This window comes from Rhodoferax sp. (assembly GCF_039922535.1).
Classification (GTDB): Bacteria; Pseudomonadota; Gammaproteobacteria; order Burkholderiales; family Burkholderiaceae_C; genus Rhodoferax_B.
In genome coordinates this window covers 1-14,392 of the sequence record NZ_JBDTEM010000317.1, presented here as the reverse complement: position 1 = coordinate 14,392, position 14,392 = coordinate 1, and the positions used below count along the sequence as shown (strand labels likewise).

The following is a 14,392-nucleotide window of genomic DNA, read 5'->3' as shown; positions in this document are numbered from 1 at the left end:
GGCAATGGATCCTTAAGGAAATGGAAGAAGCAACGGAACTTGCTAGGTAGTAACCCGACGTACGTTAAAGACAGTGCGGCTCGCGGGATAGACGGTTTGTGCTATTTTTTGTACAAATGTGTGCTTGCCAGCGCCGAGGCCTAACGTGAGCCCCGGCGCGGCACATGGGCCTTAAGGCGCGGAGTCCACCAGCACCAGTTCGGTATCGGTGATGGCCGTGACGCGGATGGTTTCCACGTCGCTGATCGCAGCGCCGTCACGGGCCAGCAGGCGCACGCCGTCTACTTCCACCTCGCCAGTCGCGGGCACCAGATAGGCCAGGCGGTGTTTGCCGAGCTGGTATTCGGTGGTTTCACCGGCTTTCAACGTGGCCCCGGACACCCGTGCATTGGTGCGGATCGGCAAGGCATCGTCGTCGCCCGGCAGGCCGCTGGCCAGGGCCACAAAGCTGCCCGAGCGACTGCCCTTGGGGAAGGGCTTGGCACCCCAGGAAGGCGGCAGGCCACGGCCATCCGGCATGATCCAAATCTGGAAGATCTTGGTGACGCCAGGTTCCTGGTTGTATTCAGAGTGGCGGATGCCGGTGCCTGCGCTCATGACCTGCACATCACCCGCTTCGGTGCGGCCCTGGTTGCCCAGGTTGTCTTGGTGGGTGATGGCACCTTCGCGGACATAGGTGATGATTTCCATGTTGGCGTGGGCATGGGGCGGGAAGCCGGTGCCGGCCGCAATCGTGTCGTCATTCCACACCCGCATCGAGCCCCAGCCCATGCGTGCCGGGTCGTGGTATTCGGCAAATGAAAAATGGTGTTTGGCGTTGAGCCAGCCGTGGTCTGCGCCGCCAAGGGAGTCGAAAGGTCTGCGTTCAATCATGCTGCTTCTCCAAGAAGTTGTGTTGCGATGGAGAGACTTTATGATTCGGCGATCATTTAGAGAATTGAAAAGATGGAAAACAATCCATTCCAAAATTTACATGCCCCCACGCCCATCGCTGCGCGTATCGCTGCCCCCCGAGGGGGCGCTCAGTGGCTTCAGGCGGCCGGGCGCCACTGACACATGACCAGACTCCCTGACCTCGAAGCCTGGGCCATCTTTGCAAAAGTAGTCGAAACCGGCTCGTTTGCCAAGGCGGCCACCGAGTTGGGCATCTCGCAGCCCACCGTGTCCAAGGCGCTGACGCGTCTGGAAAGTCGGCTGAAAACCACCTTGTTCCACCGCACCTCGCGGCGCATGTCGCTCACCGCCAGCGGCCAGGCTTCGCTGGAGCGCGCGGCCCGCATCCTCAGCGAGGGCGAAGCGGTAGAGGCCGAAGTGACCGAACAGTCGAAGAACCTGCGCGGCCCCATCCGCATTGCGGCACCTATGTCGTTTGGTGTGTCACACCTGGCACCGGCCCTGCCTGCGTTCATGGCCCTGCACCCCGACGTGGCCCCAGACCTGCACTTCAGCGACGAGCTGATCGACATGGTGGCCGAAGGCTTTGACGTGGCGCTGCGCATCTCCACCCTGCCCGATTCCAGCCTGCTGGCACGCCGCCTGTGCACCGTGCGGCTGCTGCTGGTAGGCGCGCCTGCCTACTTTGCACAGCATGGCCGCCCCACCCACCCGCGTGACCTGGCCACCCACCGCGCGCTGCGCTACGTGCATGCCCGTACCGGCGAAGCCTGGCGCTTCCAGCATGCGCAACATGGCGAGTTTGCCCAGGTCGTGCCTGGCAACCTGCGCGCCAACAATGCCGAGGGGCTGATCCCCGCGCTGCGCGCCGGTCTGGGCCTGGCGCTGCAACCGGAGTTCCTGGCCTGGCAAGACTTGCAGTCCGGTGCGCTAGAGACGGTGCTGGACGACTGGCAGGTGCCACCGATTGCCCTGCACATCGTCACGCCACCGGGCCGGGCCCGGCCTGCGCGGGTGCAGGCGCTGATCGAGTTTTTGGCGAACCACTTTGCGCAAGCGCCGTGGGCGCAAGAGCCGGTTTCACGCTGAAAACCAGAGCCGCTTTCAATGTACAAATGCCCCACCGCACCCACTATGCCCTGCTATGGAGCGGGCCAGACTTTTCCCGCCTCGTTACCGCTTCGCTCCACCTGGCTTTGGTAAGAACGTGAACCCGTTCTGAGTGCCAGCAGCCTCTCAAGAAACCTTTACTGGATGGGTCATATGGAACTAGCACAAATCACCCGTGCCTTGCAGCAGGATGCCGTCACCGTTGTTTTTATCAACGTACTGCTGCAGCAAATAGGCTTGCCCGTTCCCGCCATGCCGACTCTTTTGCTCGCGGGCAGTCTGGCGGCAACCCCGTCCGGGCTGGGCCGTGTATTGGCCGCAGCGCTGGTGGCATCGGTGATCGCCGACTGGCTCTGGTTCTGGTCAGGCCGGTTATTTGGGTATCGGGTGCTGGCGGGCTTGTGCAAACTGTCGATCAATCCATCTTCGTGCGTCAGCCAAACGGAAGCCCGTTTCGTTCGCTGGGGGCTACCTTCCCTGGTGGTTGCCAAGTTCATTCCTGGCTTTTCAACGGTAGCCCCGCCCATTGCGGGCGCATTGCGGATGAGCCAGCCCAAGTTTTTGCTGGCATCTGCAGCCGGAGCCGCCTTGTGGGCCGGTGTGGCGCTGGGCGCAGGCTGGTTTATGCAGGAGACAGTGAAAGCCACCATTGCCTTGCTCGATGAACACTCGGGCACTGCAATGGTTCTGGCGCTGGTCTTGGTGGGTGGCTGGCTGGGTTGGAAGTTGTGGCAAAAGTTTAGGTTCCGCCAACTTTCCGCCATTCCCCACATCACCGCCAACGAATTGCTGTCAGCCTTGGCTGCAGACCATGCCCCTCGGGTGCTCGACCTACGGGGTGCAGTGATGGTGGCCGAAACCCCACCGATTCCAGGCGCGACGCACACGACGCTGGAACGACTACCCATGGCCGTTGCGGTATGGCCCAAAGACAGCCCTATCGTCACGCTGTGCGCGTGCCCGCAAGATGCCAGTGCCATCCATGCGGCACGCCAGCTACTGGATGCCGGATATCTATCGGTTCGCCCGCTGAAAGGGGGCTATGCCGCTTGGGTAGCGGCTCAGCCTGAACCCGCCGCTGGAAGGGCCGCCGCCTGAGGCGCTGGCTCCGTGAACCAGCTCGGCATTTATTAGCCAAATCGCCCGCTAGCGCATGGTTCACCTGCGCAAGCTGCTACTAAATTTGAAGCACGGGAGGTGGGCGGATGGACCAAGAAGCGCCTGGGTGAGCGCCGAACCCGTTAGTTTCTCCACGCTGCTACTCTTTGCATAGCTGTCTGCGCAGACGCTACCTGCGACAGGGCCCTAAAACGTTCATAACTTTCCACGTCCCAGCTCAGCCGAGCCATCCAATCCATCCAAGACGCCATGCGCCAAGACAGCCGCCTGGACGGCGACGCGCTAGGCCTTCTTCACAAACTCCGACTTCAGCTGCATAGACCCAAAGCCATCGATCTTGCAGTCGATGTCGTGGTCACCGTCTACCAGGCGGATGTTCTTGACCTTGGTGCCCACCTTCACCACGGAGGACGAGCCTTTGATTTTCAGGTCTTTGACGAGAGTGACGGTATCGCCGTCTTGCAGCAGGTTGCCGTGCGCGTCCTTCCACACCCGCGCCTCGGGCGTAGCGGTGGCACTGTCTGCGCTCCATTCATGCGCGCAGTCGGGGCAGATGAACAGCGTGCCGTCTGCGTAGGTGTATTCGGATTGGCATTGGGGGCAGGCGGGCAGTGGGTTGGACATGGCGTGGGAGTTGGCATGCCGGGCGGCATGCGGGGTGCGTGAATGCGTAAAGGCTTTATTTTGCCTTGCCGCGTCTGCCTGGCGGCGGCGCGCATGGGCTGGGGTGGCTGCGTCGGCTGACAGCTGAAACCCGCCGCTTTCAATGTTCCAATGGGACCCGGCGCACCACACCAGCCTAGGGACGGAATGGATAAGAAAAAACTTTCTGAAAGCGACATCTGCGACAAGTTCATCCGCCCCGCCATGGAGCAAGCCGGGTGGCAGGGCATGGACCAGATTTACCGCGAATACACCTTGCGCGAAGGCCGTGTCGTGGTGCGTGGCAACCGCGCCCAGCGCGATAAAGCAACGGTACTGCGGGCCGACTACGCGCTGTTCTACAAAGCCAATATCCCCCTGGCCGTGGTCGAAGCCAAAGACAACCAGCACGCCGTCGGCGCAGGCATGGCCCAGGCTATCCACTACGCCCAACTGCTGGATGTGCCGTTCAGCTTCTCCAGTAATGGCGACGGCTTTGTATTCCGCGACGCCACTTTGGCCAGTGGCGTGTTGGAGCAAAACCTCACGTTGGACGAGTTCCCCAGCCCGGCTGAGTTATGGAGCCGCTACTGCGCCTGGAAAGGCTGGTCGCCCGAAGTACGCCGCGTGGCCGAGCACGACTACCAACCCGGCAAGGTGCCGCGCTACTACCAGCTCAACGCCATCAACCGCTCGGTAGAAGCCATTGCCGCAGGCCAGAACCGCGTGCTGCTGGTCATGGCCACCGGCACCGGCAAAACCTACACCGCCTTCCAGATCATCTGGCGGCTGTGGAAGAGCAAGGCCAAGAAGCGCATCCTGTTCCTGGCCGACCGCAACATCCTGATCGACCAAACCATGGTCAACGACTTTCGCCCCTTCAAAGGCGCGATGGCCAAGCTCAGCCCCAACGCGAAAGGCGTGGAGCGCGTAAACGCCCAAGGCCACATCGAGGTAGATGACGTAGACCTCGCCGTAGACAAAGCCACCAAGGCCGTCAACAAAAGCTACGAGATTTACCTATCCCTGTACCAGGCCGTTACGGGCACTGACGAAGCCGCCAACACCTACAAGCAGTTCAGCCCCGACTTCTTCGACTTCATCGTGGTGGACGAATGCCACCGGGGCAGCGCCGACGAAGACTCCGCCTGGCGCGAGATCCTGACCTACTTTGCCAGCGCCACCCAGCTAGGCCTGACCGCTACCCCCAAAGAAACCGCCGACATCTCCAACAGCACCTACTTCGGCGAGCCCCTCTACACCTACAGCCTGCGCCAGGGCATTGAAGACGGCTACCTCGCCCCGTACAAAGTGGTGCGCGTAGACCTGGACCGCGACACCTTCGGCTGGCGCCCCACCCAGGGCATGCTGGACAAACACGGCCACACCATTGAAGACCGCATCTACAACGGCACCGACATGAACCGCAAGCTGGTGCTGGAGGCCCGCGACGAAGCCGTTGCCCGCAAGATCACCGAGTACCTCAAGGCCACCGACCGCTACGCCAAAACCATCGTCTTCTGCGAAGACATAGACCACGCCGCCCGCATGCGCCAGGCCCTGAGCAACGCCAACGCCGACCTGTGCGCCACCCAGCCCAAATACGTGGTGCAGATCACTGGCGACAACCCCGAAGGCAAGCGCGAGCTAGACAACTTCATCGACCCCGAGAAGCCCTACCCGGTCATCGCCACCACCTCCAAGCTGATGAGCACCGGGGTCGATGCGCAAACCTGCAAGCTCATCGTGCTGGACCAGAACATCAGGTCCATGACGCTGTTCAAGCAGATCATTGGCCGGGGCACCCGCCTGCGCGAAGACCTGGGCAAAACCTGGTTCACCATCCTCGACTTCAAACGCGCCACCGAGCTGTTTGCCGACCCCACGTTTGACGGCGACCCGGTTCAGATTTACGAACCCGGCCCCGACGAGCCTATCGCCCCGCCAGAACCACCGCCCGAAGAACCTGCGGGCAACCCTGGCGACCCATTCGGCCCCCAAGACCCGCTCGACCCCTTCGGCCCGCCCGGCCCCATCGGCCCCGATGGCGGTGGCTCCGGCGCACCCAAAAAGTACATCGTAGGCGGCATGGTCACCGTCGCCGTAGCGCGTGAACGCGTGCAGTACCTCAACGCCCAGGGCAAGCTCATCACCGAGAGCCTGCGCGACTACACCCGCATCAACCTCGGCAAGCGCTACGAATCGCTAGACCAGTTCCTGCAAGCCTGGAACAGCGCCGACCGCAAAGCCGCGCTGCTGCAAGAGCTGGAAGCCCAAGGCGTTTTGCTCGATGCTCTGGCCGACGAACTGGGCGCTGAGGCGCGCGACCTCGACCCCTTCGACCTGCTGCTGCACGTGGCCTACAACCAGCCCCCGCTGACCCGGCGCGAGCGCGCAAGCCGCGTCAAAAAGCGCAACATCTTCACCCAGTACGGCCCGGTGGCCCGCAAGGTGATGGACGCCCTGCTCGACAAATACGCCGACGAAGGCATCGCCACCATTGAGAGCGACGCCGTGCTGCGCGTGCAGCCCTTCACCCGCCTGGGCAGCGCCAGCGAACTCGTCAAAAGCTTCGGCGGCCGCCCCCAGTACCTAGCCGCCCTGCAGGCGCTGGAGCAAGCGCTATACACGCCCACTGACAACCACATTTAATTTAAGCATTGGGAGTGAATATGAAAGACATGCTCAACAAGGCAAAAACCACGGCTATCGATTTGGTAGCCACCACGGCTAGCAAAATCACTGACGCAGCCAAAGACAACAAACCTACGCCCCAGGGCATAAAGCGTGCCGCGGACTTTCTGGCCGATACCGCCAGAAAAGCTACAAGTGAGTTAAGTCGTTTAGGCAAGGATGCATTAAAAACCGATATGGCAAAAGACGCGGCTGCTGGCGCAGCCATTGGCGCTGCGGTAGCAGTGCCAATCCCCTTCGTGGGACCGATCGCCGGTGCAGTGGTTGGAGCAGGTCTAGGCGTTTACAAAAATATCCGTCAATCTGGGGCATCTTCAAACACCCATTCGGCGATCCCACCTCATCCCCTTTCAGGTGCTCTCGAAGCGCCGCTGATTGATGTTGCCGCCACTAGCCCTTCCACTAAGGATCGGTTTGAAGAACTCACCAAGTTGTATGAGTTGAAAGTCAAGGGAGTCCTGACAGAGGAGGAGTTTGCAAGTGAAAAACAAAAAATTCTGAATGGTTGAATGTGTGAAATTGGCTATAAATTTCATAGCATTTTGTGCTTGCCATACCTGCGCTACCCCTCCAAAGAGCTCTAGTCCCGCCGAAGACTGTCTTCGCTATATTTAATGCACCTGCACAGATCATGTCGGCCTAACTATCGAAAATTATCAATAAAAAGATAAAATATCCAAACACGGATATTTAAGGATAGTTGATGCTCTACTACCCGCGCACCCCGCTCGCCGCCGCCCTGGCGGACACCTTGCAAGGCAAAGCCGCGTTCAGTGATGCGCCCAACGGCCTGTTTCTGGCGGCACCCCGGCGCACGGGCAAATCGACCTTTTTGCAGTCTGACCTCATACCCGAGCTGGCGCGGCGCAAGGTGGTGGCGGTGTATGTAGACCTGTGGGCCGACCAAAAGCGCGACCCCGGCAGCCTGATTGCCGAAGCCGTGGGCCGCGCACTGCTCAAGCAGCTCGGCGTGGTGGCCCAAACTGCCAAGTCTGCCGGGCTGGAAAGCATCAACCTGGGGGGCATCAAAATCGACACCTCCAAAATCGGACGGGTAGATGGCACCACGCTCGCCGACGCCCTGCGCGCCTTGGTAGATGCCGCCAAAAACCCCGTGGCGCTGATCATTGACGAAGCCCAGCACGCCCTCACCAGCGAGGCGGGCGAAACCGCCATGGCCGCCCTCAAGTCCGCCCGCGACCAGATCAACCGGCCCGGCCAAACCCAGCTCATGCTGGTGATGTCCGGCTCTGACCGCGACAAGCTGCTGCGTCTGGTCAACACCAATGCCGCCCCGTTTTATGGCTCGCAAATTCAACGCATGCCCGAGCTGGGGCCCGATTTTGTGGCGCATCTTGCCCACCTCATTACCCGCCAACGTCCCGACCTGGCCGACGTAAACCAGGCCACCTTGTCAGAGGCCTTTGCCCTGTTTGGCCAGCGCCCCCAGTTCTTTATGGAGGCGTTGGGCCAAGTGCTCAGCCCCCTGGCCAGCCACACCGGCCGGTTTGAAGACGCCATGCTCACCAAGGCGGCAGACCAACAGCGCAGCGACGAAGCCCAAATGGAAAGCGACTTCACCGCCCTGCGTCCGCTGGAGCAAGCCGTGCTCTGGCGCATGCTGGCGCAAGGCACGCGGTTTCGCCCCTATGACGCTGATGCCCTGCAGTTCTACAACGACAAAACCGGCGACAAAGTCACCGTGGCCAAGGCCCAAAAGGCGCTGGACGGCCTGCGCGCCCACCAGCCCAGCCTGGTCTGGAAATCCGCCCGCAGCGAATACGCGGTGGAAGACGCCGCCATGCTCCGCTGGTACGCCCAGCGCGTGCAGTCCAACACCTGGCCACCGACGGGCCCGCAGCTCGATTGGCTAGATGAATAGCCATCCAGCCCAAGCACCATTTACTATTAATTTCATAGCTGCCAGCGAAGGTACTACCTGCGCTAGAGCCCTAAAACGTTCATAACTTTCATGTCCAACCTCACCAGCGTCATCAAATCCATCCAAGACGTCATGCGCCAAGACAGCGGGCTGGACGGCGACGCGCAGCGCATCTCGCAGCTCACCTGGCTGCTGTTCCTCAAAGTGTTCGACGCACTGGAAGACGAGCTGGAGCTCACCCGCGACCACTACGCCAGCCCCATCCCCGACGCCATGCGCTGGCGCAACTGGGCCGCCAATGCCGAAGGCATCACCGGCGAGGAGCTGATCGACTTTGTGGACAACCAGCTCTTTGCCACCCTGAAAAGCCTGCCCGGCGATGCCCGGCGCAACCCGCGCGGCTATGTGGTGCGCGGCGTGTTTGAAGACGCCTACAACTACATGAAAAGCGGCCACCTGCTGCGCCAGATCATCACCAAGCTCAACGCCATCGACTTCAACCGCCAGAGCGAGCGCCACCAGTTCAACGACCTGTACGAAAAAATCCTCAAAGACCTGCAAAGCGCCGGCAACGCAGGCGAGTTCTACACCCCGCGCGCCGTCACCCAGTTCATGGTGGACATGGTCAACCCCCGGCTGGGCGAGGTGGTGCTAGACCCCGCCACCGGCACCGGCGGCTTCCTGGTCTGCGCCATCGAACACCTGCGCAAACAGGTGCACAACACCGAGCAAGAAGCCCTGCTGCAAAACAGCATCCGCGGTGTCGAGAAAAAGCAGCTACCCCACATGCTGTGCGTCACCAACCTCATGCTGCACGGCGTGGAAGTGCCCAGCCAGATCACCCACGGCAACACCCTGGCCCGCCCGCTGCGCGACCACACCGCCGCCGACCGCGTGGACGTGGTGCTCACCAACCCGCCGTTTGGCGGCGTGGAAGAGCCCGGCATCGAGCAAGGCTACCCCGCCGACGTGCGCACCAAGGAAACCGCCGATTTGTTCCTGGTGCTCATCAAGCACATCCTGAAAAACAATGGACGCGCTGCCCTGGTGCTGCCCGACGGCACCCTGTTTGGCGAGGGCGTCAAAACCCGCATCAAAGAGCAGCTGCTGAACGAGTGCAATCTGCACACCATCGTGCGCCTGCCCAATGGCGTGTTTGCGCCCTACACCGGCATCAAAACCAATTTGCTGTTCTTCACCAAGGGCACACCCACCCAAGACGTGTGGTACTACGAGCACCCGTATCCGCCGGGCGTGAAGAACTACAACAAAACCAAGCCCATCCGCATCGAAGAGTTCGACGCCGAGAAAGCCTGGTGGGGCACCGAGGCCGATGGCTTTGCCGCCCGCGTGGAAAACGAGCGCGCCTGGAAGGTCAGCCTGCATCAGATCAAAGCCGCCAACTACAACCTCGACCAAAAGAACCCCCACGCCGTAGACGTAGTTAGCCACGACCCCGCCCACCTGCTGGCCGACTACCAGCGTCTGCTAACCGAGGCCCAGGCCCTGCGCGACCAGCTGCGTGAAATATTAGCCAAATCGCTCGCCAGCGCATAAAGAACCTGCGCATGCTGCTATCAAATTTGAATTTATTGGCTACTGCCCCAGGTGGTATCGCCAAGTTGCGCGAGCTGATTTTGACCCTGGCTGTGCAGGGCAAGCTGGTGCCGCAAGACGCCAGCGATGAACCGGCCAGCGAGTTGCTGCGGAAGATTCGGGCGGAGAAGGATCGGCTGATTGCGGAGGGGAAGATTAAGCGCGACAAGCCGCTGGCGGGGATTGGGGACGACACGCCGTTTGAGTTGCCGGAGAAATGGGAATGGGTACGTCTAATCGATTTGATGCCCGAGTTTCAAAACGGGGCCTCCAGTCGTGGAGATGCTGGCGGGCAGCCAATCACGGTGCTGCGTCTTGCCGACATTAAAGGCAAGCGCATTTCGCTTGAGGCGACGCGACAGATTCCGATAGCACGTGCCGACATCGAAAAATATCGACTTGCAGAAGGCGACATATTGATCACCCGTGTCAATGGCAGCGCCGATATCGTTGGGCAGTTCAACTTGTGTGACAAGCCTGTTCAAGCCATCTATTGCGATCACTTCATCCGAATGCGTATTGACAGGCGATGGATAGCTGCGAATTACTGTGCACTGCTTGGCGAGAGCGCGCTTGTTCGCGAAAGCATCAAAAGTTTGTTCATCACAACGGCTGGCCAGAAAACAGTCAATCAAAGTCATATTGGCTCATTGTTGTTTCCGCTTCCACCCCTCGCCGAACAGTCCCGCATCGTCACCCGCGTCGAAGAGCTCATGCGCCTGTGCGACGCGCTGGAGGCCAAGGGCCGCCTCGAAGCCACACAACACGCCCAGCTCGTCAGCACCCTGCTGGCCACCCTCACCACCAGCACCACACCCGCCGAGCTGGCCGCCCACTGGCAGCGCGTGGCCACCCACTTCGACCTGCTGCTAGACCGTCCCGAAGCCGTGGACGCGCTGGAGCAAACCATCCTGCAACTGGCAGTGCGCGGCCTGCTCGTGCCCCAAGACCCGCAAGACGCGCCCGCCAGCCACCTGCTGCAAACCATCCGCGCCGAGAAAGACCAACTCATCGCCCAAGGCAAGATCAAACGCGACAAACCCCTGCCGCCGATTGCGGAGGAGGAGAAGCCGTTTGGGTTGCCGGTTGGGTGGGCTTGGGTCAGATTTGACGAACTGATTCACCCTCTTAAACCTGTTGCCTACGGCGTACTGGTGCCAGGTCCTGACGCGGAAACGGGTATCCCTTTTGTCCGCATCGCAGATCTTTCTTTGACTGACCCGCCGATCAAGCCCGAAAAGTCTATTAGTCCAGAGGTGGACGCTCAATTCAAGAGGACGCGTCTTGACGGCGGAGAGATATTAATGGGCGTGGTTGGCAGTATTGGCAAGCTTGGCGTTGCGCCCGCAACTTGGGCTGGAGCGAACATAGCCCGTGCGATTTGCCGAATTGTGCCCGCTGACAATGGGCTAAACGACTTTGTTCTGTTTCTGCTCCAGACGCAATTCATGCAGGAGAATTTTGCAGGTGATACACGCACCTTGGCTCAGCCAACGTTGAACGTGGGCCTCATTCGTGCGGCACTTACCCCCGTGCCACCGCCAGCCGAGCAATCCCGCATCGTCGCCCGCGTAACGACCCTGCGCACCCTGTGCGCCGACCTGCGCCAGCGCCTGGCCGCCAGCCAATCCACCCAGGCCCAGCTGGCCGGGGCGCTGGTCGGGGTCGGCAGTTTTTCTTCGGAGCCCTAGCTATGGATGGAAACGCACTACACGCAATTTTGGAATCCTTGCTGAGCCTGCCACGAGAGCAGACGATGGTGGAGTTCAAGGCGAATTTCTCCGAGCCCGACAAAATCGGTTGCTACCTTTCAGGGTTGGCCAATACGGCGGCACTGCAGGGCCGCGATCGTGCCTGGTTGGTGTGGGGCGTAGAGGACGGCACCCACTGGGTAGTGGGTACGGCTTTTGACCCTTTCCAGCAGAAGATCGGCAACCAGTCGCTGCACATGTGGCTACAGGTCATGACGCAACCCCGCGCCGACTTTGCGTTTCACGAGCTGAACTTCGACGGTGTACGTGTGGTGGTGTTGGAGATCCATCCAGCGCGCAGTGCGCCTATGGCCTTTCAGCATGTGCGTTACATCCGTGTGGACAGCCATCTGGTGAAGCTGACCGATTACCCCAGCCAGGAGTCTCGTTTGTGGAGTGCACTGGGCATGGCGGAGGATTGGACCGGGGTGGTGGTACCAGAGGCGTCATTGGATGATCTGGACCCACAAGCCATCGATGCGGCGCGGGTGCGCTACGCCGAATATCTGGTGCGGGGCGAGCCCAACAGCGCAAGCCATGAAGCGATCCGTGCTGAAGTTGCCAGTCTGGAGGTTGCGACCTTGCTGAACAAGGCACGTGTGACCAAGCAAGGGCGTGTAACGCGGGCCGCTTTGCTGATATTGGGCAGGGATGAGTCATCGCACTTCCTCGGGCCCGCCGATGCCAAGATGACCTGGGTACTGCGCGACGCGAACAACGACACGGTCACGTCACAACCGTTCGGCATTCCGTTCTTGTTGGCCACGGAGCAGTTGTGCGCCCGCATCCGCAACGTGACGTTGGACCACATGCCCGATGGTTCGCTGTTTCCCACGCCAGTGCCGCAATACGACAACTGGGTGCTGCGTGAGGCACTGCACAACTGTGTGGCCCACCAAGACTATGTGATGGGCGGCAAGGTCAACGTGGTGGAACATCCTGACCGGCTGGTGTTTAGCAACCTGGGGCAGTTCATTCCAGAAAGCGTGGAATGGATGTTGCTGCACCAGTCACCGCCGGAGCACTACCGTAATCAGTGGCTCATTGACGCGATGATCCGTCTGCGCATGATCGAGCAGGCGGGTAGCGGCATACGGCGGATGTTCACTACCCAACGCCAGCGGTTGTTTCCTCTGCCTGACTATGAGTTTGCTCAGACTCCACAAGGGTTTCCACGCGTGGAACTGACCTTACAAGGGCGGATGTTGGACTCCAAATTTGCACGGGTTTTGATGGCGCGTATGGATTTGGACTTGCGCCAAGTTTTACTACTGGATCGGGTTCAGAAGGGGCAGCCTCTCTCGACTGCCGAGGCCAAGAGTTTGCGCGATTTAGGGTTGATCGAAGGCCGTGCTCCCCGGTATTTCATCTCCGCCAAGATGGCTGATGCTCTGGGGCAGAAGGCGAAATACATCCATCAGCGGGGCTTGGACGACCGGTATTACCAAAAACTTGTGCTCGACTATCTGCAGCAGTATGGGCAAGCCACCAGAACGGATTTGGACGCTCTGCTACTTCGCAAGCTGCCAGACGTTCTGACGGACGTGCAAAAGGCCAACAAAGTCAAAAACCTTATGCAAAGCATGAAGCGGGTAGGACTGATACAGCCTCATGGAGCACGCTCCGCTGCCGTCTGGCGGTTGCGCTGACCATGGATAACTAGACAACAAACACGGTGGTTTAACCATGGTTGTTGTTCTAAGCTATTGATTTATATATTGTCTAGTGCAATTTTGGGACAGCATTTAGACAAGAATATTATTCCTTAAACGTCAATATTCCCCGCCCGCAGCGCATTCGTTTCAATAAATTCCCTGCGTGGCTCCACTTCGTCGCCCATGAGCATGGTGAACACGCGATCCGCTTCAATCGCGTCGTCAATCTGCACGCGCAGCAGGCGGCGCACGGTGGGGTCCATGGTGGTTTCCCAGAGCTGGGCGGGGTTCATTTCGCCCAAGCCTTTGTAGCGCTGGCGGCTGGTGGTGCGTTCGGCTTCTGCGGTGAGCCAGGCCATGGCTTGGCGGAAGTCGGTAACCTTTTCTTCCTTCTGACGCTCGCCTTCGCCGCGCATGACCTTGGCGCCTTCGGACAGCAAGTCTTTGAAGGTGTTGGCGGCTTCGGCCAGGGCGGCGTAGTCGGAGCCGTGCACGAAGTCTTGCGTCAGCACGCTGCTCTTGATGTTGCCGTGGTGGCGGCGGCTGATGCGCAGGATGGGTTTGTCGGTGCGCACATCGAACTCGCCTGCCACTTCGGCATCGGGCAAGCGGGCTTGCAGCGCGGCAGCGGACACTTCGGCATCGGCCACGGTGTCCAGGTTCAGCGCCACGCCATCGGCCACCGAGCGCAGGGCTTCGGCATCCATGAAGTTTTGCAGGCGGGCGATCACGGCTTGGGCCAGTTGGTGCTTGCGCGCCAGTTCGGCCAGGGTGTCGCCGCTGAGCGTCGCGCCGTTGGCGCCGCCGGTGTAGACCGAGGCGTGGACCAGCGCGATGCGCAGCAGGAAGCCGTCCAGGGCGCTGGCGTCTTTCAGGTACAGCTCTTCCTTGCCGGCCTTGACCTTGTACAGCGGCGGCTGGGCGATGTAGATGTGGCCGCGCTCTACCAGCTCGGGCATCTGGCGGTAGAAGAAGGTCAGCAGCAGGGTGCGGATGTGGGCGCCGTCCACGTCGGCGTCGGTCATGATGATGATGCGGTGGTAGCGCAG

General features: G+C 60.6%; 11 protein-coding genes. 8 read left to right on the top strand and 3 right to left on the bottom strand.

The window, feature by feature from the left end; genetic code table 11:
• Positions 1–171: 171 nt before the first annotated feature.
• Positions 172–873, bottom strand: a complete 702-nt coding sequence (locus ABI213_RS15130) for a pirin family protein (RefSeq protein WP_348007470.1) — start codon at positions 871–873, stop codon at positions 172–174.
• Between the two features lie 183 nt (positions 874–1,056).
• On the opposite strand from ABI213_RS15130, the gene ABI213_RS15125 reads away from it, so the two are divergent.
• Together ABI213_RS15125 and ABI213_RS15120 are read left to right on the top strand one after the other, a co-directional pair.
• Positions 1,057–1,983 carry a LysR family transcriptional regulator gene (locus ABI213_RS15125; RefSeq protein ID WP_348007471.1) on the top strand — a complete coding sequence of 309 codons (927 nt, stop codon included), beginning with the start codon at positions 1,057–1,059 and terminating at the stop codon, positions 1,981–1,983.
• A gap of 174 nt (positions 1,984–2,157) precedes the next feature.
• Positions 2,158–3,102, top strand: a complete 945-nt coding sequence (locus tag ABI213_RS15120; protein ID WP_348007472.1) for a VTT domain-containing protein — start codon at positions 2,158–2,160, stop codon at positions 3,100–3,102.
• A 303-nt stretch (positions 3,103–3,405) separates the two neighbouring features.
• Here ABI213_RS15120 and ABI213_RS15115 read toward each other — a convergent pair whose 3' ends face one another.
• Positions 3,406–3,747, bottom strand: coding sequence for a zinc ribbon domain-containing protein YjdM (locus tag ABI213_RS15115; protein WP_348007473.1), 342 nt, complete (start codon positions 3,745–3,747; stop codon positions 3,406–3,408).
• 186 nt (positions 3,748–3,933) lie between these two features.
• Between ABI213_RS15115 and ABI213_RS15110 the strand changes: the two genes are divergently transcribed.
• The 6 genes from ABI213_RS15110 to ABI213_RS15085 all read left to right on the top strand — a co-directional run bounded on the left by ABI213_RS15110 (position 3,934) and on the right by ABI213_RS15085 (position 13,337).
• Positions 3,934–6,417: a DEAD/DEAH box helicase family protein gene (locus tag ABI213_RS15110; RefSeq protein ID WP_348027709.1), complete on the top strand. Its 2,484-nt coding sequence runs from the start codon at positions 3,934–3,936 to the stop codon at positions 6,415–6,417.
• Between the two features lie 20 nt (positions 6,418–6,437).
• Positions 6,438–6,968: an SHOCT domain-containing protein gene (locus ABI213_RS15105; RefSeq protein ID WP_348027707.1), complete on the top strand. Its 531-nt coding sequence runs from the start codon at positions 6,438–6,440 to the stop codon at positions 6,966–6,968.
• A gap of 194 nt (positions 6,969–7,162) precedes the next feature.
• Entirely contained in the window at positions 7,163–8,341 is a 1,179-nt protein-coding gene (locus tag ABI213_RS15100) for an ATP-binding protein (protein WP_348027705.1), read from the top strand.
• Between the two features lie 90 nt (positions 8,342–8,431).
• Positions 8,432–9,898 (top strand): class I SAM-dependent DNA methyltransferase, encoded by a 1,467-nt coding sequence (locus ABI213_RS15095; protein WP_348027703.1) that lies wholly within the window; start codon positions 8,432–8,434, stop codon positions 9,896–9,898.
• 11 nt (positions 9,899–9,909) lie between these two features.
• Positions 9,910–11,628: a restriction endonuclease subunit S gene (locus ABI213_RS15090; protein WP_348027701.1), complete on the top strand. Its 1,719-nt coding sequence runs from the start codon at positions 9,910–9,912 to the stop codon at positions 11,626–11,628.
• Between the two features lie 65 nt (positions 11,629–11,693).
• On the top strand, positions 11,694–13,337 hold the full coding sequence (locus tag ABI213_RS15085) for an RNA-binding domain-containing protein (protein WP_348027699.1): 1,644 nt from the start codon (positions 11,694–11,696) through the stop codon (positions 13,335–13,337).
• Between the two features lie 116 nt (positions 13,338–13,453).
• Here ABI213_RS15085 and ABI213_RS15080 read toward each other — a convergent pair.
• The coding region (locus ABI213_RS15080) for a toprim domain-containing protein (RefSeq protein ID WP_348027697.1) at positions 13,454–14,392 on the bottom strand (939 nt) is incomplete at its 5' end.